20 protein-coding genes and 1 pseudogene are annotated in these 20086 nt (G+C 73.6%); 14 read left to right on the top strand and 7 right to left on the bottom strand.

Going from position 1 to position 20086, the window contains the following annotated elements; translation table 11 throughout:
- Nucleotides 1-20: 20 nt before the first annotated feature.
- A complete protein-coding gene (locus tag ACOBQU_RS21935) occupies nt 21-407 on the top strand; it encodes a VOC family protein (RefSeq protein ID WP_423629016.1) in 387 nt (128 codons plus the stop codon).
- Here ACOBQU_RS21935 and ACOBQU_RS21930 read toward each other — a convergent pair.
- Nucleotides 404-2014: a FadD3 family acyl-CoA ligase gene (locus ACOBQU_RS21930; RefSeq protein WP_423629015.1), complete on the bottom strand. Its 1611-nt coding sequence runs from the start codon at nt 2012-2014 to the stop codon at nt 404-406. The genes ACOBQU_RS21935 and ACOBQU_RS21930 overlap by 4 nt on opposite strands.
- 114 nt (nt 2015-2128) lie before the next feature.
- Here ACOBQU_RS21930 and ACOBQU_RS21925 point away from each other — a divergent pair, with 114 nt between their 5' ends.
- The 4 genes and pseudogenes from ACOBQU_RS21925 to ACOBQU_RS21910 all read left to right on the top strand — a co-directional run bounded on the left by ACOBQU_RS21925 (nt 2129) and on the right by ACOBQU_RS21910 (nt 5353).
- Entirely contained in the window at nt 2129-3277 is a 1149-nt protein-coding gene (locus tag ACOBQU_RS21925) for a lipid-transfer protein (RefSeq protein ID WP_423629014.1), read from the top strand.
- Nucleotides 3278-3292: 15 nt separating this feature from the next.
- A complete protein-coding gene (locus ACOBQU_RS21920; protein ID WP_423634632.1) occupies nt 3293-3727 on the top strand; it encodes a Zn-ribbon domain-containing OB-fold protein in 435 nt (144 codons plus the stop codon).
- Nucleotides 3706-4493: pseudogene (locus tag ACOBQU_RS21915) on the top strand (enoyl-CoA hydratase/isomerase family protein); the annotation flags it as partial. The gene ACOBQU_RS21920 and the pseudogene ACOBQU_RS21915, both read left to right, overlap by 22 nt.
- Nucleotides 4494-4828: 335 nt before the next feature.
- On the top strand, nt 4829-5353 hold the full coding sequence (locus tag ACOBQU_RS21910) for a hypothetical protein (RefSeq protein ID WP_423629013.1): 525 nt from the start codon (nt 4829-4831) through the stop codon (nt 5351-5353).
- A gap of 257 nt (nt 5354-5610) precedes the next feature.
- On the opposite strand, the gene ACOBQU_RS21905 is transcribed toward ACOBQU_RS21910, so the two are convergent.
- A complete protein-coding gene (locus ACOBQU_RS21905) occupies nt 5611-8070 on the bottom strand; it encodes a PQQ-binding-like beta-propeller repeat protein (RefSeq protein WP_423629012.1) in 2460 nt (819 codons plus the stop codon).
- A 226-nt stretch (nt 8071-8296) separates the two neighbouring features.
- A complete protein-coding gene (locus tag ACOBQU_RS21900; protein WP_423629011.1) occupies nt 8297-9064 on the bottom strand; it encodes a VOC family protein in 768 nt (255 codons plus the stop codon).
- A gap of 376 nt (nt 9065-9440) precedes the next feature.
- Here ACOBQU_RS21900 and ACOBQU_RS21895 point away from each other — a divergent pair, with 376 nt between their 5' ends.
- Nucleotides 9441-10088 carry a TetR family transcriptional regulator gene (locus ACOBQU_RS21895; protein WP_423629010.1) on the top strand — a complete coding sequence of 216 codons (648 nt, stop codon included), beginning with the start codon at nt 9441-9443 and terminating at the stop codon, nt 10086-10088.
- Between the two features lie 170 nt (nt 10089-10258).
- Here the strand turns inward: ACOBQU_RS21895 and ACOBQU_RS21890 are convergent, their stop codons facing one another.
- The gene (locus ACOBQU_RS21890) at nt 10259-11440 is read right to left on the bottom strand and encodes an acyl-CoA dehydrogenase family protein (protein ID WP_423629009.1); all 1182 of its coding nucleotides are present in this window, start codon (nt 11438-11440) and stop codon (nt 10259-10261) included.
- Between the two features lie 174 nt (nt 11441-11614).
- On the opposite strand from ACOBQU_RS21890, the gene ACOBQU_RS21885 reads away from it, so the two are divergent.
- From ACOBQU_RS21885 to ACOBQU_RS21870, 4 genes are all read left to right on the top strand, one after another.
- Nucleotides 11615-12787, top strand: a complete 1173-nt coding sequence (locus tag ACOBQU_RS21885) for a thiolase C-terminal domain-containing protein (RefSeq protein ID WP_423629008.1) — start codon at nt 11615-11617, stop codon at nt 12785-12787.
- A gap of 79 nt (nt 12788-12866) precedes the next feature.
- Nucleotides 12867-13526, top strand: a complete 660-nt coding sequence (locus ACOBQU_RS21880) for a pyridoxine/pyridoxamine 5'-phosphate oxidase (protein ID WP_423629007.1) — start codon at nt 12867-12869, stop codon at nt 13524-13526.
- On the top strand, nt 13517-14020 hold the full coding sequence (locus ACOBQU_RS21875; RefSeq protein WP_423629006.1) for a GNAT family N-acetyltransferase: 504 nt from the start codon (nt 13517-13519) through the stop codon (nt 14018-14020). The genes ACOBQU_RS21880 and ACOBQU_RS21875 overlap by 10 nt, the downstream gene beginning before the upstream one ends.
- A 170-nt stretch (nt 14021-14190) precedes the next feature.
- Nucleotides 14191-14523, top strand: a complete 333-nt coding sequence (locus ACOBQU_RS21870; protein ID WP_423629005.1) for an ATP-binding protein — start codon at nt 14191-14193, stop codon at nt 14521-14523.
- On the opposite strand, the gene ACOBQU_RS21865 is transcribed toward ACOBQU_RS21870, so the two are convergent.
- The 3 genes from ACOBQU_RS21865 to ACOBQU_RS21855 all read right to left on the bottom strand — a co-directional run bounded on the left by ACOBQU_RS21865 (nt 14520) and on the right by ACOBQU_RS21855 (nt 16363).
- Nucleotides 14520-15407, bottom strand: coding sequence for a GNAT family N-acetyltransferase (locus ACOBQU_RS21865; protein WP_423629004.1), 888 nt, complete (start codon nt 15405-15407; stop codon nt 14520-14522). The genes ACOBQU_RS21870 and ACOBQU_RS21865 overlap by 4 nt on opposite strands.
- A 255-nt stretch (nt 15408-15662) precedes the next feature.
- Entirely contained in the window at nt 15663-15911 is a 249-nt protein-coding gene (locus ACOBQU_RS21860) for a hypothetical protein (RefSeq protein WP_423629003.1), read from the bottom strand.
- Nucleotides 15908-16363: an ATP-binding protein gene (locus ACOBQU_RS21855; RefSeq protein WP_423629002.1), complete on the bottom strand. Its 456-nt coding sequence runs from the start codon at nt 16361-16363 to the stop codon at nt 15908-15910. The genes ACOBQU_RS21860 and ACOBQU_RS21855 overlap by 4 nt, the downstream gene beginning before the upstream one ends.
- A gap of 231 nt (nt 16364-16594) precedes the next feature.
- Here ACOBQU_RS21855 and ACOBQU_RS21850 point away from each other — a divergent pair, with 231 nt between their 5' ends.
- From ACOBQU_RS21850 to ACOBQU_RS21835, 4 genes are all read left to right on the top strand, one after another.
- The gene (locus ACOBQU_RS21850) at nt 16595-17446 is read left to right on the top strand and encodes a helix-turn-helix domain-containing protein (protein WP_423629001.1); all 852 of its coding nucleotides are present in this window, start codon (nt 16595-16597) and stop codon (nt 17444-17446) included.
- 11 nt (nt 17447-17457) lie between these two features.
- Complete coding sequence (locus ACOBQU_RS21845) at nt 17458-17652, top strand: DUF397 domain-containing protein (RefSeq protein ID WP_423629000.1); 195 nt, start codon at nt 17458-17460, stop codon at nt 17650-17652.
- Between the two features lie 341 nt (nt 17653-17993).
- Nucleotides 17994-18899: a radical SAM protein gene (locus tag ACOBQU_RS21840; protein WP_423628999.1), complete on the top strand. Its 906-nt coding sequence runs from the start codon at nt 17994-17996 to the stop codon at nt 18897-18899.
- Entirely contained in the window at nt 18896-20029 is a 1134-nt protein-coding gene (locus ACOBQU_RS21835) for a methyltransferase domain-containing protein (protein WP_423628998.1), read from the top strand. Before ACOBQU_RS21840 ends, ACOBQU_RS21835 begins: the two co-directional genes overlap by 4 nt.
- Nucleotides 20030-20086: the final 57 nt, after the last annotated feature.

Here is a 20086-nt window from a genome sequence, read left to right as displayed (position 1 = left end):
GCTCCCCCATAGTGCCGCCCATGACCACTCGTGTGCGGCACGTCACCTTTGACTGTTCTGATGCCTACGGGCTGGCGGCCTTCTGGGCCGAGGTGTTGGGGGGAGCGTTGGCGGCGGATGATCGTCCGGGGGATCCGGAGGCGGTGGTCAGTGTGCCCGGGGGGCCGTCGTTGTTGTTCATCGCGGTGCCTGAGGCCAAGAGCGGGAAGAACCGGGTGCACCTCGACCTTCAGCCGCAGGAGCGGGGGCGGGAGGAGGAGGTCGAGCGGCTGCTGGGGCTCGGGGCGACCGTCGTCGAGGATCACCGGAAGCCGGACGGGCTCGGGTGGGTGACGATGGCTGACATCGAGGGGAACGAGTTCTGCGTGGAGCGGAGTGCCGCCGAGCGCGCCGCCACCGGCGGCTAGGACGGCGGCAGGCCCCGCCTGCGCAGTTCCGTCTTCAGGACCTTGCCGCTCGCGTTGCGCGGCAGGTCGGGGACGAAGGCGACCTCCCGCGGCACCTTGTAGTTGGCCATCTCGCGCCGGGACCAGGCGATGACGTCGTCCGCGGTGAGGGCCGCGCCGGGGCGGCGTACGACATAGGCGCGGCCCACCTCGCCGAGGCGGGCGTCGGGGACGCCGATGACGGCGGCGTCGGCGATGGCGGGGTGGGTGGTGAGGATCCGCTCGATCTCGGCGGGGTAGGCGTTGAAGCCGCCGACGATGAACATGTCCTTGACGCGGTCGGTGACACGCAGGTTGCCCGCGGCGTCGAGGACGCCCACGTCGCCGGTGCGCAGCCAGCCGTCGGGGGTGAGGGCGCGCGCGGTGCCCTCCGGGTCCTCGTAGTAGCCCCGCATGACGTTGTGGCCGCGGACGTGGATCTCGCCCGGTTCGCCGGGCGGCAGCGGCGCGCCCGCCGCCGACACCACCCGCACCTCCGTACCCGGTATCGCCCGCCCCGACGTGGCCGCGATGACCGAGGGGTCGTCGCCCCGGCGGCACATCGTGACGATGCCGGACGCCTCGGAGAGCCCGTACGCGGTGAGGACCGTGGCGACGCGCAGCTCGCGGTGGAGGCGTTCGACCAGGGTCAGCGGGATGGCCGCCGCGCCCGTCACCACCAGGCGGAGGCTGGACAGGTCGTGGGCGTGCCGCGCCGGGTGGTCCAGGAGGGACTGGTGGAGGGTGGGCGGGCCGGGCAGGACGGAGACGCGCTCGGCGGCCACGTTCGCGAGGACGGTGTCCACGCTGAACACCGGCTGCGGGATCATCGTCGCGCCCCGCGTCAGGCAGGCGATGATCCCGGCCTTGTAGCCGAAGGTGTGGAAGAACGGGTTCACGAGGAGGTAGCGGTCGCCCTCGCGCAGCCCGGCGAGGTCGCTCCAGATCGCGTAGCAGCGCAGCGTCTGCGCGTGGGTGATGACGGCCCCCTTGGGGCGGCCCGTGGTGCCGGACGTGAAGACGATGTCGGACGGGGCCGACGGGGCCACCGCGTCCGCCCGCGCGCGGACCTGCCGCGCGCTCACGCCGTCGCCGCCCGCCAGGAAGTCCTTCCAGGTGCGGTACTCCGCGGGCGCGCTGTCGGCGAGGACCACCACCTGCTCCAGGTGCGGGAGTTCGGCGCCGGAGCGGCGCAGCGAGGCCACGTACGACGCGCCGAGGAACGTCCCCGTGATGAAGAGCAGCTTGGCGCGGGAGCGTTCGAGCACGTACGCCGCCTCGGCGCCCTTGAAGCGGGTGTTGACCGGCACCAGGACCGCCCCCGCGGTCACCGCGCCGAGGGCGGAGACGATCCAGTCCAGGGTGTTGGGCGCCCAGACGGCGACCCGGTCCCCGGGCTCGACGCCCGCCGCGAGGCACGCGGCCGCCGCCCGCTCCACGCGCTCGCCCAGTTCGGCGTACGACACCCGGGTGCGGCCCTCGATCACGGCCTCGCGCCCGCCGTACCGCTCGGCCGCCGCCCGCACCAGGCGGGGGACCGTGCCCCACTCCAGATCGCCGCGCGCCCCCGCGTCCGCACCGCCGCGCATACCCGCCTCCCCGGCTCCGGGCCCACACCGTCAGCTGACTACCCGTCAGATTAGCGGTAGCCTGACGGCCTGTCAGCAACGGGCGGGCGGGGCACGGCAGGCACGGAGGTGGCCATGGCAGGGCTCAAGGACGCGGCGGCGATCGTCGGCATCGGGCAGACCTCCTTCGCCAGACAACTCCCCGAGAGCGAGAAGGCGTTGGCCTGCCGCGCCGTCCTCGCCGCGCTCGCCGACGCGGGCCTCGACCCGTCCGAGGTCGACGCCTTCGCCTCGTACACGATGGAGGAGACCGACGAGGTCGAGGTGGCCAAGGCCATCGGCGCCGGGGACGTGACCTTCTTCAGCAAGGTCGGATACGGGGGCGGCGGCTCCTGCGCCACCCTCGGGCACCTCGCCGCCGCGATCGCCACCGGGCAGGCGAGCGTGGGGGTGGCGTGGCGGTCGCGCAAGCGCGGCAGCGGGCCCAGGCCGTGGCGGAACACGACGGTCCAGCTGCCCACCCCCGCCCAGTGGACCCGGCCCTTCGGCCTGCTGCGGCCCGTCGACGAGATCGCGATGCTCGCGCGCCGCTATATGCACGAGTACGGGGCGACCCGCGACCACTTCTTCAATGTCGCCCTCGCCTGCCGCAACCGCGCCAACCAGAACCCGGCCGCGATCATGTACGAGCGCCCGCTGACCCGCGACATGTATATGACCTCCCGCTGGATCAGCGAGCCGCTCTGCCTCTTCGACAACTGCCTGGAGACGGACGGCGCCCTGGCCTGCGTCCTGGTCTCCGCCGAGCGGGCGCGGGACTGCCGCCAGCGGCCCGTGTACGTGCACTCCGTCGCCCAGGGGCTGCCGTCCCAGCACCACGGCATGGTCAACTACTGGAACGACGACCCGCTGTCCGGGCCCTCCTGGACCGCCGCCCGGCAGCTGTGGAAACAGGCCGACTTCGGGCCGCAGGACGTCGACGTCGCCCAGATCTACGACGCGTTCACGCCCCTCATCCCGCTCTCCCTCGAAGGCTACGGCTTCTGCGGGCGCGGCGAGGGCGGCGCCTTCACCGAGGGCGGCGCCCTGGAGATCGGCGGCCGACTGCCGCTGAACACCAGCGGCGGCGGCCTCAGCGAGGCCTACGTCCACGGCTTCAACCTCATCACCGAGGGCGTCCGGCAGCTGCGCGGCACCAGCACCGCGCAGGTGCCGGACGCGGCGACCTGCCTGGTCACGGCGGGCGAAGGGGTGCCCACGTCCGCGGTACTGCTGAGGAGTTGAGAAGCGATGAGCGAACTGCTGGCCCCCGTCCCCGACGACGACGGCGCGCCCTTCTGGGAGTACGCGGCCCGGGGCGAGCTGCGGGTGCAGGCCTGCGCCGCCTGCGACGAGTACCGCTTTCCGCCGCGGCCCTGCTGCCCGCACTGCGGGTCCTTCGACAGCGCCTGGCGGCGCGTGAGCGGCAGGGGGCGGATCTGGTCGTACGTCGTTCCGCGTCCGCCGCTGCTTCCCGCGTACGCCGACCTCGGGCCGTACCCGTACAACGTGGTCCTGGTGGAGCTGGCCGAGGTCCCGCGCGTGCGCCTTGTCGGCAACGTCATCGGCGGCGGTGCGGGGGGCGCACTGGGGTCGCTGCCGCCGGAGCGGCTGCGGATCGGGGCGCGGGTGCAGGTGGTGTTCGCCGAGCAGAGCGGGACCGTGGTGCCGCGCTGGGTCCTGGAGCGGCCGTGACCGCCGACGCGCTCCTGGTGGAGCGGGACCCCGGCACCGGCGTCGCCGTCGTCACCCTGAACCGCCCCGAGCGGCACAACGCCATCGACCTCGACCTCGCCGCCCGACTGGCCGCCACCTGGCGCGAGTTCCGCTACGACACCGCCGTGCGGGCCGTCGTCCTGACGGGCGCGGGCGAGCGGGCCTTCTGCACCGGGATCGACCGGGGCGTCGAGGTGCCGCAGCCCGCCTCCCCCTACTCCGTCGACGACCCGCTGCTGACCGTCGGCCCCAAGGCCAACGACCTGTGGAAGCCGGTCATCGCCGCCGTCAACGGCATGGCCTGCGGCGGCGCCTGCTACCTGCTCAGCGAGGCCGAGTTCCTGATCGCCGCCGAGCACGCCACGTTCTTCGACCCCCATACGACGTACGGGATGGTCAGCGCGTACGAGGCCATCCAGATGGCGCAGCGGATGCCGTTCGGGGAGGTCGCCCGGATGGTCCTCATGGGGACCGCCGAGCGGGTGTCCGCGCGGCGGGCGTACGAGGTGGGGCTCGTCTCCGAGGTGGTGGCGGGCGCGGAGCTGGTGGGGGCGGCGGTGGCCACTGCCGAGGTGGTGGCGGGGTGGCCCTCGGAGGCGGTGGAGGGTTCCGTACGGGCTGTGTGGGCGGCCAAGGAGGCGGTACGGGGCAGGCTCTGGCGGGGGCGGGGCATCTGGTGGCGTTGGGCAACGCCTTGCCTGCGCGGCAGGCGGAGCTGTTCGGGGGCGGCGGCGGGGGTTCCGCCTTCGGTGAGGCTGGGGGTGCCGCCCGCCGTCGCCCGCCGGTGGCTGGGGGCGCCCCGCCCCTCTCCCACCCGCCCACCCGTTACCGCCTGGCGAGAGGGTGACCGCCCCACGCCGGGGCCGAGCGCCATCGGCGGCTGCCGCCGCGTGGGTGGTTCCTTTCCCCACCCGCCCACCCGTCACCGCCCAGCGGAAGGTGACCGCCCCACACCGGGGCCGAGCGCCGTCAGCGACCGCCGCCGCGGCCTGGTCACCGGCCGATGCCCCAGGTGCGGCAGTGGAGGGCGGGGCGTAGCGTCGGTGGTGGGAGGGGTGGGGTCTGGAGGGTGGTGGTGGTATGGGGCGGCGCGTCCTCGGGTCTCTGCTCGCTCTCGTCGGAGCGGCGGCCGCCGTCTGGAGCCCCTTCCGTGCCTGGTACGACGGCCGCCTCGGCCGTGACGTCCGCATCGGTGAACTCTTCTCCGGCACGGGCGTCACGTCCGCCCGCGCCGAACTCTTCGGCTCGCTCTTCCTGCCCTTCGCCTTCGCGGCCCTGCTGGTCCTGGCGGGCCTGCTGCTGCGCTCCCGGGTGCTGGTGGGGGTGGCGGGGCTGGTCGTCGTCGGCTTCACCGTCCTGTGGATGGTGCGTCAGGGGCAGGCGGAGGGCAGCCTGGCCGTGGCGGGGGACGGGTCGGGGCTGGGGTGGGGGGTGCTGGCGGCGTTCGGCGGGGGCGTACTGGTCCTGGCAGCGGCCCCGCTCCTAGGCCACCGGCCCCGCCCGGAGGACCCCCCGCCACCCCCCACGAACCCCACGTTCCCCACCCTCGACGCCCCTCCCCCACCGACCACTGATCACTGGCCGAGGCCCGGTTCCGGTCCGTGAGCGGAGGCTCAGCCGCCCCAGGGCCACCGCAGCCGACGGGCGCGCCCTCACCAAGCGGCAGCCCCCGCGGCACACCCCTCGCCAGGCGGCGACCCCGGCGGCGACGCCCAGGGAGGGAGGGCGGGAGGAAGCCGCCGCGAAGCGGCGGGACGGAGGCTCAGCCGCCCCGGGGCAACCGCAGCCAGGGGGCACCCCCTCGCCAGGCGGCAACCCCGGCGGCACCCCCTCGCCAGGCGGCGACCCCGGCGCCAGGCGGGCTACCGCGAGGTGGCCGTGCCGCGTTCCGCGTCCAGCGCGTACACGCAGCGGTCCTTGCTGCACGCGTACACCACGCCGTCCCGCACCACGGGCGCCCCGGTGATCTCCCCGCCCGTGGCGAGCTTCCAGCGGAGGCGGCCGTCGTCGGCCTTGAGGGTGTACAGGAGGTGGTCCGTGGCGCCGAAGTGGATGCGGCGGTCGGCGACGACCGGGGAGCCGACGACCTCGCCGCCCGCCTGGAAGCGCCACTTGGGGGTGCCGGTGACGGCGTCGAGGGTGTAGAGGCCCTTGCCGCTGCCGACGTGGACGTGGCCGTCGGCGACCAGGACGGGCTCGATGGAAGAGCGGGCCTCGGTGGCGATGCGCCAGCGGTCGCGGCCGTCGGTGGCGTCGAGGGCGTACACCGTGCCCAGGTAGTCGGCGAGGTAGACGCCGCCGCCGGTGACGGCGGGCCCCGGCGCGAAGGCGGGCGGCGAGAGGAAGACGGCGGGCGCCTCGAAGTGCCAGCGGACGTGCCCGGTCGCCACGTCGAGGGCGATGACCCGGGTCCCCGCGGAGACGTACGCGAACCCGTCGGCGGCCTGCGTCACGCGGACGGGCACACCGCCGCAGGACGCGGCGTCGCCGACGGGGTAGGACCAGCGCTCGATGCCCGTGCGGGCGTCGACGGCTCTGAGCCGGGCGTCCTTCCAGACGTACACCGTGCCGTCGCGGATGACGGGCGCGGCCTCGGGCGCCTCGAAGTCGGTCTGGGCGCCGGTGATCTCCCAGAGCTTCTCGCCGTTGGCGGCCTCCCAGCCCTGGACGCCGCCGCCGCGGGTGGCGGTGATGACGGTGCCGCGGTCCGCCTGGAGGGCGTACACCCAGGCGTCGGTGGACAGGCGCCACAGGTCGGAGCCGTCGGTGCCGTCGAGGGCGTACAGGGTGGGGCCGTCGGAGGCGTGGATGCGGCCGTCGGCGACGGCCATGGACCAGGCGACGTCGCGGGTCTTGAAGCTGCGCCGCCCGGTGGACACGTCCAGGGCGTGGACCTCGAAGGAGGTGACGTACACCAGGTTCCCGGCGACGGCGGGCGTGCCCCACACGTCGTTGGACATGCGGAACCGCCACGGCCGCCAGGAGCCGCCCGCGGCGGGGGCGGCCCCGGTGGGCGCCGCCGGGGGTTCGGTGCCGTTGGCGCGGGGCGGCGCGGGGGCCGCCGAGCGCGACCAGGACCCGGCGAGCCCGGCGTCCGGGGGTGCGGCGGCGGCGCGCGGCCCGGCCACGCGCGGCCCGGGGCCGATGGGCACCTGGGCGCCCGCGAGCTGCACGGGCCCGGGGTCGGGCGCGCCCTGGAAGGGCGCCGGGGCGTGCGGCGCGGCCTGGGAAGGGGCGTGCGAGGGGGCGTACGAAGGGGCGTGCGCCGCGGGGGCGTGCGACGGGGCCTGGGACGGTACGGCGGGGGCCTGGCGCGGCGGGGGCGGCACCGCGGACACGGGCGCGGCCGACGCGGCCGCGGCGGCGCGCCCGCCCCGGCCGCCGGACCCGCCGGTCGGGGCCGCGGCGCGCACGGCGGGGCGCCCGCCGCGCCGGGCCTCGATGAGGGCGACGGCCCGCTCGGGCAGCCACGCGGAGGCGGTGCCGCTGTCGTCCCCGGCGCCCTCGGCGGCGAACAGGTGCGGGGCGAGCTGGGCCTGGAGGTCGCCGGGCGTGGGCCGCAGCGTGGCGTCCATCTGCATACAGGACTCGATCAGGGGCCGCAGCTCGTCGGGCAGGCCCTCCAGGTCGGGGCCCTCGCGCAGGAGCATGAAGACGGTCTCGACGGGGTTGGCGCCGTGGAACGGCGCGTGCCCGGTGGCGGCGAAGACGAGGGTGGAGCCGAGCGAGAAGACGTCGCTGGCGCCGGTGACGCTGCGGGAGTCCTTGGCCTGCTCGGGTGACATGTACGCCGGGGTGCCGACGGCGACGTTCGTCATGGTCAGGCGGGTGTTGGAGACGCCGGACGCGATGCCGAAGTCGATGACGCGGGGGCCGTCCTCGACGACGAGGACGTTGGACGGCTTCAGGTCGCGGTGCACCAGGCCCGCGCCGTGGATGGACTCCAGGGCCTCGGCGACGCCCGCGGCGAGCCAGCGCACGGCCTGGGCGGGCAGCGGCCCGTGCTCGTTCACTATCTCCTCGAGGGACGGCGCGGGCACATACGCCGTGGCCAGCCAGGGCACGGCGGCGCGCGGGTCGGCGTCCACGACGGCGGCCGTGTAGAACCCGGACACGGCACGCGCGGCCTCCACCTCGCGGGTGAAGCGGACGCGGAACAGCTGGTCCTCGGCCAGCTCGGTCCTGACCGTCTTGATCGCCACGCGCCGCCCGGACGCGGAGCGCGCGAGATAGACGAGCCCCATGCCGCCTGCGCCGAGCCGTCCCAGGACCTCGAACGGGCCGATCCGCCGCGGATCGTGCTGCGTCAACTGGTCCACCACTTGCCTGCCACCTCCCCGTACGCGGGCGCCGTTTGGAGCAACCCCGTGCAGCGTCTCACCACCGAGCCGCTACGGCGGCACGCACCCCGATTCTTCCTGTCCCGGGCGATGGTTGCGAACCCGGGGCGACATCGGGATGTCTCGGGACAAACGAAGCCTATCGGCGCAGCTCAGGCGTCGCATAAGGGCTTGTCATCGCGTCATGGGGAATCGTGATGGCCCGCCCTCACCCCTGGAGGACCCCGAAGGCCGCTCCCTGGTTGTCGACGAGGACCGCGACGCGGCCGTACGGGATGTCGTACGGCTCGTCGCGCACCCGGCCGCCGAGGCGGCGGGCGGCGGCGGCCGTGGCGTCGCAGTCGGCCACGGCGAAGTAGCTCAGGAAGTGGGCGGGCATCTCGGCGGGCAGCGAGGCGGAGACCGCCCGGCCGCCGACCGCGGTGTCGGGTCCGGCGGCGGTCCCGGCCGGGGACCACATGCGGAAGTCGTCGCCGCCGATCTCGGCGTCGTGGCCCGCGTAGCCGAAGACGCTCTCGTAGAAGGGGTCGACGACGGCCTTGTCGCGGGCGTACACCTCGGTCCAGCAGAAGGCGCCCGGCTCGCGTACGACGCCGAAGCCCCGGTGGGTCCCGGCCTGCCAGAGCCCGAAGACCGCGCCCTCGGGGTCGGCCGCGAGGGCCATGGTGCCGAACGGGCCCACCGCGACCGGCTCGGTGATCACCTGGCCGCCCGCGTCCCTGATCCGCGCGGCGGCAGCGGCGGCGTCCGCCGTGGCGAGGTAGGCCGTCCAGGCGGTCGGCATGCGCCCGTCGGGCTTGGGGGCGAGCGCGGCGGCGGGGCGGCCGTCGAGGGCCGCCTGGGTGTAGTGCCCGTACTCCGGGCCCGCGCCCTCGTCGAAGGTCCACCCGAAGAGCTCACCGTAGAAGCGCTTGCCGCCCTCGACGTCCGGGAGCATCGCGTCCACCCAACAGGGGACGCCTTCCGTGAATTCCATGGGGCCGGTTCTCCCTCAGCTCACCGTGCTCACTGTGCTCGCTCTGGTCACTCCGGAGGCCGTGTGCGGCTCCCGTCACCGTCAAGCTAACCGCCCACTCCGGTACGCGCAGCACCATCATTCGAACACATGACCCATTCTTTTCGGACGATCCGCGCCTGGCCCGCCCCCGGGCAGGCCCCGCCGGGCGCCCTCCCGGCCGGGCTCCGCCCCCTCCGGGCCCCCTCCGGGCGGGCGCACGCGGGGCGGCCGCCGGGCGCCGCCGGGTGCGCCGCCACCCCTCCGCGCCGCCCCTCCACCCCCGTACTGCCCCCGCCCCCACCCCATTTGCACTCGGCCGAATCGCGCTCCGATCACCCCTCGGTAAGCTGACGGCATGACAGGACAGGTACGAACCGTCGACGGCCGAGTGGCCGGTCGGCGTGGTCAGGCGACACGTCAGAAACTGCTCGACTGCCTGAGCGAGATGCTCAGCTCGTCCCCCTACCGCGACGTGAAGGTCATCGACGTCGCCCGGAAGGCGGGCACTTCACCGGCGACGTTCTACCAGTACTTCCCGGACGTCGAGGGCGCGGTCCTGGAGATCGCGGAGCAAATGGCCGCCGAGGGCGCCGAGTTGACGCACCTCCTCGAAGGCCGCTCCTGGGTGGGCAAGGCCGCGCTCCAGACGGCACAGGACCTCGTCGACGGCTTCCTGGACTTCTGGCGGCGCAATGACGCGATCCTGAGGGTCGTCGACCTCGGCGCCGCCGAGGGCGACAAGCGGTTCTACAAGATCCGGATGAAGATCCTCAACTCGGTCAACAACTCCCTTGCGGACAGCATCAAGGAGCTGCAGTCCAAGGGCAGGGTCGACAAGGACGTCAGCCCGGCCGCGGTGGCCGGATCCCTGGTCGCGATGCTCGCGGCGGTCGCCTCCCACCAGCGCGGCTTCCAGACGTGGGGCGTGAAGCAGGCCGAACTGAAGCCGAACCTGGCGCTGTTGGTGCACCTCGGGGTCACCGGCAAGAAGCCCACGAAGTAGGGCGGCACGCCCACGGCCGGTAGGGCACTTCCGCTGTCCTGTCGCCCTCCGCAGGCGTGGGCGTCCGCATGGGGCCACGCCCCTCCCCCTCCCACATGGGCATTCCCCCTCATCTCCCCTTTATTGGCGCCGCCTATTGGCGCCGCTTATTGGCGCCGCGTGCCTCGCCCTCACACGCCGGACGGGCCGAAGGCTCCCGCGCGTTCCGCCGCCCGTGCCCGCAGGCGGTGCACGGGCCCGAAGAGCAGTTCGTCCCCCGTCGCCCGCTTCACATACCGCTGGGCCTCGTGCTCCCACGTGATGCCGATGCCGCCGTGCAGGTGGACGGCCTCGGCCGCCGCGGCGCGCAGGGCGTCCAGGGCGCGGGCAAGGGCGAGCCCACCGCCGGGCTCGGCACCGGCACCGGCCGCCCACGCGGCGTAGTACGCGGCCGAGCGCGCCGCCTGCACGTCCACGTACACGTCCGCGAGCCGGTGCTTGACCGCCTGGAACGAGCCGATGGGGCGGCCGAACTGCTCGCGACGCCCGACGTGCGCGACCGTCAGGCCCAGGGCCTGGTCCGCGGCGCCGACCGCCTCCGCGGCGAGCACCGCCGCGACCCACTCCCCCGTGACCGCCAGCGCCCTGTGTACATCCGCGTCGTCGTCCCCGACCAACTCGCCCTCCACGTCCCGCAGTTGGACACGCGCCTGGGCTCGCGTCTCGTCGAGCGAGGTCAGTCGGCCGCGTACGAGGCCGGGGGCGTCGCCGCGTACGAGGAAGAGCCGGACGCGGGAGCGGGCGTAGCCGCCGGTGTGGGCGGCGACCAGGAGCAGGTCCGCGCTGTGCCCGTCGAGCACCTGGTCGACCTGCCCGTACAGCCGCCAGCCGCTCTCGGTGACCCGGGCCTGTACGCCGCCCGCGCGTCCGCCGCCCGCCCAGTCGCCGCCCGGGTCGCCGGTCAGCGCGAGGGCCGCGGCCAGGCGGGCGCCGGGGACGGCGAGGGCCGCGGTGGTGCCGCCGGTGGCGAGGGTGGGCAGCAGGGCGGCGCGCTGGGCGGGGGTGCCGAGCGCGAGCAGCAGGGGCGCGGCGAGCGCGGCGGTGGCGAGGAACGGCGACGGGACCAGGGCGCGGCCCAGCTCCTCGGCGGCCAGGGCGAGTTCGAGCGGGCCGCAGCCGACGCCGCCGTACTCCTCGGGCACGGCGAGGCCGGGCAGGCCGACGCGCCCGGCGAGCGCGTCCCACAGCGCGGTGTCGTATCCGGCGGGGGTGGCGACGGCGGCCCGGACGTCGTCGGGGCCGCAGCGCCTGGCGACGACCTCGCGGAGGGTGCGGCGGATCTCGTCCTGTTCCGCGGTGCAGGCGGCGTCCATCGGCGGTCCCCTCCCGGTCCCGGAAGACTCGTACACGGGCGTGTACGCGTACGCGCACACATCTGACGCTCCGTCAACTCATATGGCGGGCAGCCATGTTAGAGCCGCGCACGGCCAAAGCACAGGCCCGCGCCCGCCTCCCGCGCCCACCCCACCTGATGTACCGTCAGATATATGCCGACCTCCCCCGCCCGTGACGTCGCCGTCGTCGGTGTCGCCCTCGCCGACCGCGACCGGGCCGACGGCGCCACGCCCTACGCCCTGCACGCCCAGGCGGCCCGCCGCGCGCTCGCCGACGCCGGGCTCGGCCGGGAGCGGGTGGACGGCCTGGCGTCCGCGGGCCTCGGCACGCTCGCGCCCGTCGAGGTCGCCGAGTACCTGGGGCTGCGCCCGCGCTGGGTGGACTCCACCTCCGTCGGCGGCGCCACCTGGGAGGTCATGGCGGCACACGCGGCGGACGCCATCGCCGCGGGCCGGGCCGACGCGGTCCTGCTCGTGTACGGCTCCACGGCGCGCGCCGACGTCAAGGCCGGGCGGCGCGCCGGCACCCTCTCCTTCGGGGCGCGCGGCCCGCTCCAGTTCGAGGTCCCGTACGGGCACTCCCTGATCGCCAAGTACGCGATGGCCGCCCGGCGCCATATGCACGAGTACGGCACCACCCTCGAACAGCTCGCACAGGTGGCCGTGCAGGCGCGGGCGAACGCGGCGGCGAACCCCGAGGCCGTGTTCCGCGACCCGATCACCGTCGACGACGTCCTGGGCGGCCCCATGATCGCCGACCCGTTCACCAGGCTGCACTGCTGCCTGCGCTCCGACGGCGGCTGCGCGGTGCTGCTCGCCGCCGCCGACCTGGTGCCCGACTGCGCGTCCACGCCCGTGTGGATCCTCGGCACCGGCGAGTACGCCTCGCACACGACCATGTCCGAGTGGCAGGACTTCACCGTCTCCCCGGCGGCGGTCAGCGGGCGCACGGCCTTCGAGCGGGCCGGGGTGCGCCCGGCGGAGATCGACCTCGCCGAGGTCTACGACGCGTTCACCTATATGACCCTGGTGACCCTGGAGGACCTGGGCTTCTGCGGCAAGGGCGAGGGCGGCGCGTTCGTGGAGCGGGGCCGTCTTCTGCGGGACGGCGACCTGCCGACGAACACCGACGGCGGCGGCCTGTCCGCCCAGCACCCCGGGATGCGGGGCCTGTTCCTGCTGGTGGAGGCGGTACGGCAGCTGCGGGGCGAGGCGGGTGAACAGCGGCAGGTCCGCCGCCGGGACGGCACCTTGCCGAGGCTGGCGGTGGCGTCGGGCACGGGGGGCTGGTTCTGCTCGTCGGGCACCGTCGTCCTGGGGGTCTGAGCCCGCGCCGCGCCCCGGACGCGGAGCGTTGTGCGCCGACACGGCGGGGAAAGGCGCCCGGCCCGGAGACAATCACCTCATGACAGCCCCCACATTCCACGAACTCCTCAGATCCCAGAAGGTCTGGGACGTCGACCTCCCCGCCTTCGACCCCGCCACCGCACCCGACGACCCGGTACCCCTCTTCCACCAGTGGTTCGCGGACGCGGTCACCGCCGGGCAGCCCGAGCCGCACACCCTGACGCTGGCCACGACGGACACCGAGGGCCGCGCCGACGCCCGTACGGTGATGCTGCACGGCGCCGACGCCGACGGCTTCCACTTCGCCACCCACGCCACCAGCAGGAAGGGCACCCAGCTCGCGGCGCGCCCGTACGCGGCGGCGCACTTCTACTGGGCGGCGCGCGCCCGCCAGATCCGCGTACGCGGCCCCGTCACGACGGCGCCGCACGCCGCCGCGCTCGCCGATCTGCACGCCCGTTCGACCGGGGCGCTGGCGGCGGCGCTCGTGGGGCGTCAGAGTGAAGTACTGCCGTCGTACGGGGAGTTGGCGTCGGCATCGGACGCGGCCTGGGAGCGGGCGCGCGCGGAGCCCGACGCGGACGCGCCGAGCTGGACGCTGTACGCGCTGCGGCCGGACGAGGTCGAGTTCTTCCAGGGCGACGCGCGGCGCCGCCACGTACGGCTGCGCTACCGCGAGGAACGGGGTGCCTGGGTGAGGGAGTTGCTGTGGCCGTGACGGAGGGCGCGGCGGCGCCGCGGTTGCGGGCGGCCCGCGCCGGTGACGCGGCGGCGATCGCCCGCATCTGGCACGAGGGCTGGAGCGACGGGCACCACGGCAACGTCCCGGCCGCGCTGATCGCCGTCCGCACGCCCGAGTCGTTCCTGCTGCGGGCGCCGCGCCGGGTCGACGACACGGTGGTGGCGACGGTGGGCGGGGTGGTCGCCGGGTTCGTGATGGTCGTGGACGACGAGGTGGAGCAGGTGTACGTGTCCCGGGACCACCGGGGCACCGGTGTGGCGGCCGAGCTGCTGGCCGAGGCGGAGCGGCTGGTCGCCGCGAAGGGGCACCGCCGGGCGTGGCTGGCCGTGGTCAACGGCAACGCGCGGGCCCGCCGGTTCTACGAGCGCAACGGGTGGCGGGACGAGGGCCTGTTCGAGTACCTGGCGGCGAGCGACAGCGGGCCGATCCATGTGCCGTGCCACCGGTATGTGAAGCCGGTCGGGGGCTAGGCCGCCGGGCCTGGCGGTCGGCGCCCGGGTGGTCGGCGGCGGGGCGGCGCCCGGCTTCCGTTCCCCCGTCCTCGTTTCCGGATCACGCCCGGCTCGTTGTGCCCGGCAAGGCGTGGGCCAGCCCTGATGTGGTGGCCCGCCCACGCGATGCCTATGCGAGAGGAAACGTTGTGAAGCGCAAGACCTTGGCCGTGACGTTCGGAGCCGTGGCCGCCGCGACCCTGGCGGCCCCCGCCGCCCAGGCCGCCGACGCCACCGACGCGCTGGGTGCCGTCCCGGTGGACACCGCGGCGCAGGCCCTCCCGGCGCCCGCGGGCGACGTGGTGTCCCAGGCCGCCCCGGTGGTCCAGAAGGGCGTGGCCGCGGCCCAGCCGGTGGCCGACCGGGCCCTGAGCGGCGGCGACCCCGTGTCGGGCCTGCTCGGCGGCCTGCCCGTGAAGGGGCTGCCCACGGAGGCCCTGTCCGCCTCCGGCCTGCCCGTGGCCGGTCTGCCCCTGGGCTAGCCCCGGGCTGTGGCCGTGAACGCGTACTGCGCGTAGTCCCGCACCGGCCGGTAGCCGACGCGCTGGTAGAGGCCGTTGCTGGTGGGGTTGGCGAGGTCGGTGAAGAGGACGACGACGTCCGCCCCGTCGGCGCGGGCGGCGCGGGACACGGCGGCGGTGACGGCGCCGCCGTAGCCGCGGGCGCGGTGGGCGGCCGGGGTGTAGACCGGCGCCACCCGCACCTGGCCCGCGATGCGGCGGGTGTGGCCCGCCATGGCGACGGGGGTGCCGTCGGGCAGCTCCCACAGGGTGACGCCGCCGTACGCGACGCGGGCGTCGGCCCACTCGCCGGGGTCCGTCGTCGAAGCGTGGCCGATGGCGTCGCTGAACTCGCCGTGCCAGCGCTTGAGCAGCTCCCGGTCGCCGGGCCCCGCGACCCGGGCGGCGCCCGGCGGCGCGGGCTCGGGCGGGGTGAGCTGGCCGAGCCGGTAGAGGCGCTGGCACAGGTCCCTGGTGACGTCGGCGCCGGTGCGCCGCCGCCAGGCGTGCGCGAACGCCTCGGCGGTGTCCTGGTCGGACATCACTCCCGGCAGGTCGGGCGCCTCGGCGGCGAACACCTCCGCCAGCGCGTCGAGGGCGCCCGCCTCGGGGGCGGGCAGCGGTCCGATCGCCACGCTGCGCGGCGGCGTCCGCAGGAACGCCCCGCGCACCTTCCCCTGGCCGTCGGCCAGCCAGCCGAAGAGGGGGTCCCCGTCGCCGTACACGTGCTTCCCGCGCGTGCGGAGGGTGTCCGCGACGGTGAGCAGGGCGGTGTTCAGCTCGGGCTCCGCGTGCAGGAAGTCGTGGGCGCGGGCGAGGAATTCGCCGGGGTCGCCGGTGAGCTGCCAGCGCGCGGCGGCCGTCATGCCGGGGCTCCGGCCGGGGGCGGGGCGTCCGCGCTGTCCGTGCTGTCCGTGCTGTCCGTGCTGTCCGTGGGCGTCATCGCGCCAGTGTGACCTGGCGCCGTCCCCGCCCGCCACCGGAATTGCCGCTGACGGAAGCGCCGGTGGCTCGGGCGGGCAGTGGGCCCCGCCCGCTCCAACTCCCCCGGGCGGGGCCCCGTCGGGGGTTCACCACACGGGCGGGCCTACGCGACCGCGGGTATGGGAACGGCACCCCCTTCACCTCCGGTTCGCGTGCGGGGGGGCGCGCGGACGGGCGTGGCGTCCTCTCCGCTCGGGTCGGGAGGTACGCCGTCCGGCGATCGTGACCAGGATCGGCCGGTCGTAGCAGTAGCAGCGGAAGACGGCACCCTCGTCGGGCGGGTGCTCGAACGCCCGGTGGGCGCACGGCAGGGCCTGGTAGATCGCCACGAGCGCGAGCACCGCCAGCGTGATGCACACGGCGACCAGGCCGAGCAGCGGGGTCATGGCGCCGCCCCTCGGCGCCGCAGGTCGAAGTGGAACCAGACGGCCTTGGTGCTGGGGATCGGGCCGCCGTACTGGGTGGCGCCCCAGCCGTCCGAGCAGTGGTGGACGAGGGCGAGTCCCCGGCCGCAGGGGATGTCCGGGCCGGGCTTGGCGACGACGGGGAGCTTGTGGGCGGCGTCGTCGTACACCGCGACGGTCACGCGTTCGGCCCCGAGGGACACGTCGACGACGACCAGACGGGTGCGGGTGTGCCGGTGCACGTTCGTGACGACCTCGCTGACGCAGAGCCGCGCGTCGTCGAGCAGCCCCGCGTGCCCGGACACCTTCAGCAGACAGCACACCAGCTCGCGCAGGACGCGGGCGCAGGTGGACGAGTTGGGTGCCGTGAGTCTGTACGAGGGGGCGCGGAGGGGTGGGGGTGAGGGGGCGGGAGGTACCAAGGCAGCGTTCATTCTTTGTCTCCCAACGCGGGTTGCCGCACATGCCGTTCGCCACCGTGGCTCTGGCTCCCCCGACGATGACGAGGCCACCGTGTGGTCATGCGTCATCGGCTGCACTTCGGTGCCTGAGTGCGGCGCGGTGCTGCCCAGACCATAGGACAGCAGGGAGCAACATAGCTACCACTTCCGGAACAATGTAGATCCCTGTGGACCAGGATCACCCGCACGGGCAGACTTGCAGCCATGCCACCCAGGACAGTCACGACCGCACGCCAGCGTCGACTGGGTGCCGAGCTGCGCAAGATGCGCGAGGCGGCAGGCCTCAACGCGCGAGAAGCCGCAGCGCAACTCGGCATCGACCACACGAAGATCAGCCACATGGAAACCGCGCGCTTCGGCGTCGGCGCTGATCGACTGCGAGTGCTTGCCAGTAGCTACGGCTGTACGGATCAGACCTACGTCGACGCCCTGATCGCCATGGCGACCGAACGCGATCGAGGTTGGTGGGAGCAGTACCGAGGGATCCTGCCAGCCGGATTCCTGGACCTGACAGAACTAGAGCACAAGGCCACGTACCTGCGCACGTACCAGATCGCCCACCTTCCCGGCCTCACGCAGACCGAGGACTACGCACGAGCTGTTTTCGAGTTCACTTTTCCGCGCCTCGCCCAAGAGGATATTGAGACGCGCATCGCCCACAGGATGAAACGCGCTCAAATCCTCAACCGTGATGACGGGGTGCAATTCACTGCCGTGATCCACGAGGCCGCGCTCCGAATGCGGTTCGGTGGTCGCGCACTTGCCCGGAAGCAGCTAGATCACCTGCTTTCACTGTCCGAGCAAGAGAACTGCACGATACGAGTACTGACCTTTGACGCCGATGGCTTCGCAGGATCAGGCCAGGCCGTACTCCTCGCGGGCGGACCCGTGCCCCAGCTCGACACCGTGCACCTCGACTCGGCACACGGCGCACTACTCCTGGACTCGGAGGCCCAACTCAAGGCCTACCGCGACCTGCTGACGGCGATGGAGGAACGTACTCTTAGCGTTAAGCAGTCGCGAGACTTGATTCGCGAGATCGCGCACACACTGTGAAAGGTCAGGAGATGCCGGAAAACGAGTGGCAGAAGTCAAGCTTTTGCGGCGGGGGCGGCAACAACTGCGTAGAGGTCCGACCGCAAGCCGGATTGATCCAGCTGCGGGAGAGTGAAGATCCAGATACCGTTATCACGACAACCCGCGAGCGCCTTGCCGATTTCATAGCGGGAGTGAAAGCGGGTGAGTACGACCACCTGATCTGACGTTTCACGTCCAAGCGGCCCCGCCGACCCCCGGCGGGGCCGCTTGGCATATGCCAACATCTCGACGCGTCAACATAGCTACGGCAGCACTATTGCTCCCCTGACATCAGCGGCGCTACGGTCGCACCGCGCAGCCGCGCTCACGCGGCGCGCTGGCGCACCACAGCTTCACGAAGCACAACTCCCGGTACTGCTAGGGACGTTGGGAACCAGCCAACCCGCAAGGGCCAGCGTTGCCGCTCCACCAGCAAAGCAATCAGGCGCACTTCGCTCACGATGCCGAATCCGCTCTGCCTGCGCGTGCAGGCACAGCTCCCATCGACACACAGGAGAGCGCAACCGTGAAGACTCGAACTCCTCCTGACCAGCCCGTCAACTCACCTGTAAGGACCCCAACGCTGAGTTCGCTCGAACTGGAACTCACAGGGCGATGCCAACTCACCTGCACCCACTGCCTTTCCGAGTCGAGCCCGCAGGGCTCCGCCCTCCGCGCCACGATGAGCAGGGCGGACTGGGAGCAGGTCATCCAGGATGCCGCAGCGATGGAGATCTCAGGCATCCAGCTCATCGGTGGCGAGCCGACGCTCTATCCGCACTGGGTCGAGCTGGTCGACCTCGCCCTGGGCCTTGGGCGTCAGGTCGAGGTCTTCACCAACCTGTTCCACATCCGTCCGGCATGGTGGGACGTGTTCGCCCGTGACGGCGTGACGCTGGCGACGAGCTACTACAGCGATCGCCCGGAGGAACACGACCGCATCACCACACGCCCCGGCAGTCACGCACGCACCCGCGCCAATATCGCCGAAGCGCACCGCCGGGGCGTCCCGCTACGCGTTGGCATCCTGGAAGTCGTCGAGGGGCAACGCGCACACGAAGCCCGTGCGGAAGTCGAAGCCATGGGCATCACCGACGTGGACATGGACCGAGTACGTCCGGTGGGGCGGGCGGCGGGTGGGACTGATCCGAGTGTGGATGCCCTGTGCGGGCGGTGTGGCCGGGGGAAGGCGGCGATCCTCCCCAACGGGGACCTCGCGCTGTGCGTGCTGTCGCGGTTCATGCCATGCGGCAACGTTCGCGAGACGCGCCTCGCCGACCTCATCGGCAGCGATCGGTGGCGACGGGCAGTCGAGCAAGTACCGGAACCTGGGCCCACCGCGTGCCAGCCGGACGGGAGCGACTGCAACCCCGCCAAGACCCCGGCCTGCCTGCCCAAGTATCCCGCCGTACCGCTGGTCGGCAGGCGGTGACCGCCTGGCAGCAGCACGCCGAAGCGCTTGCGGATGAGGCCACCCACCCGCAGTCCCGGTGGCGTGACGCCGTGCGCTCCACGCCCCGGCACCGGTTCGTACCCCGCTGGTGGCAGCCCGCGAAGGACGGGGCACTGCTGGCCGACGGCCCGAGCGCCCCCAGCCGCTGGATGCGCGCCGCCTACAGCGACACCACGCTCGTCACCCGTGTCGGCGCGCTGCACGCAGACCACGCCGGTCCTGACGACCGCCCCGCGTGGTGGCCCACGGCTTCCTCGACGCTGCCGTCCCTCGTCGTCCAGATGTTCCGGCACGCTCGCCCCGAGCCCGGCATGGACGTTCTCGACGTGGGCACCGGCTCGGGCTACGCCGCGGCCCTGCTGTGCCACCGCTTGGGCGAGCACCGCGTGACCAGCGTGGACGTGGACCCGTACCTCACGCAGGTGGCGCGCGAACGCCTCGCCGAGGCAGGGCACCGTCCTCTGCTGATGACCTCGGACGCGACCGGCGACCTGCCCGGCACATATGACCGCATCGTCGCCACGGTCTCCGTATCCCGGGTCCCCGCGTCGTGGCTCGCCGCACTGCGGCCAGGTGGACGCCTCGTGACCACTATCACCGGCACGTCCCTGGTCATCGGCGCCGACAAGTCCGCCGACGGAGGCGCGGTCGGCCGGGTCGAACGTGACTGGGCCGGGTTCATGGGCGTCCGCCACGGATCCGACTACCCTCCGCGCCTCATCACCCGGTCCCCCCACGCCCGGTGCGATGACGGGGACGAGATCACGACCGGCCGCTATCCCGTGCTCGATGTCGCCGAAGCGTGGGAGGTCAAGACGCAACTCGTCCTGGCGTTACCCGGGATCGAGACGCACTTCGAGGAGGACGGCGAGCGCCGCACGGCGTGGCTGCTGCACCCAGACGGTTCATGGGCCCGCGCCGAGGGGCGGTGGACCGATCCGCCCACCGTTCATCAGAGCGGCCCCCGGCGCCTGTGGACCGAGCTGGAGCGCATCCGCCACAAGCTCAACATGGAGGGCAGTCTCGGACTGTATGGATACCGTGTCCGCATCGAGCCGGACGGCACCTGTCAGATCGCGCGTGGCGACTGGGCCATCACCATTGAGTAGGCCCAGGCAGAGTATGAGGCAGCCTCCACCGCCCGCAGTCCCCGAGGCGCACACCCC

Source organism: Streptomyces sp. G45, from assembly GCF_049542095.1.
Classification (GTDB): Bacteria; Actinomycetota; Actinomycetes; order Streptomycetales; family Streptomycetaceae; genus Streptomyces.
This window is presented reverse-complemented; position numbering and strand designations above follow the sequence as displayed.